We start from the raw sequence: 253 nt of genomic DNA, 5'->3' as shown, positions 1-253 counted from the left end.
GGCCAGGGCTGGCTTCTGGGTGACCTTGGAAGCTAAAGACCGGCTTATTAGTCAGCTCAATCCCTTGGTTAGTACCATCGAATAATGAGCGATGAGTCGATTTAACATTGGCAGGCAAGGTGTCTTCGTCAACCGCAAAACCGTGGTTTTGACTGGTAATCATCACCGTGCCAGTTGCCAAGTCTTGTACTGGATGGTTGGCACCGTGATGACCGGTTTTCATTTTAATAGTATTTGCACCGCTGGCTAGACC

1 protein-coding gene is annotated in these 253 nt (G+C 49.0%); it reads right to left on the bottom strand.

What is annotated here, in order from left to right:
- Positions 1-253: glutamine amidotransferase-related protein (locus AAEZ06_RS27820; protein ID WP_502948070.1), on the bottom strand; the 253-nt coding region annotated here is incomplete at both ends.

This window comes from Pseudomonas sp. HY7a-MNA-CIBAN-0227, assembly GCF_040310325.1.
In the GTDB taxonomy this organism is placed as follows: domain Bacteria; phylum Pseudomonadota; class Gammaproteobacteria; order Pseudomonadales; family Pseudomonadaceae; genus Aquipseudomonas.
Note: the sequence above shows the minus strand (reverse complement) of the source record. Positions and strands in the feature narration are given on the sequence as shown.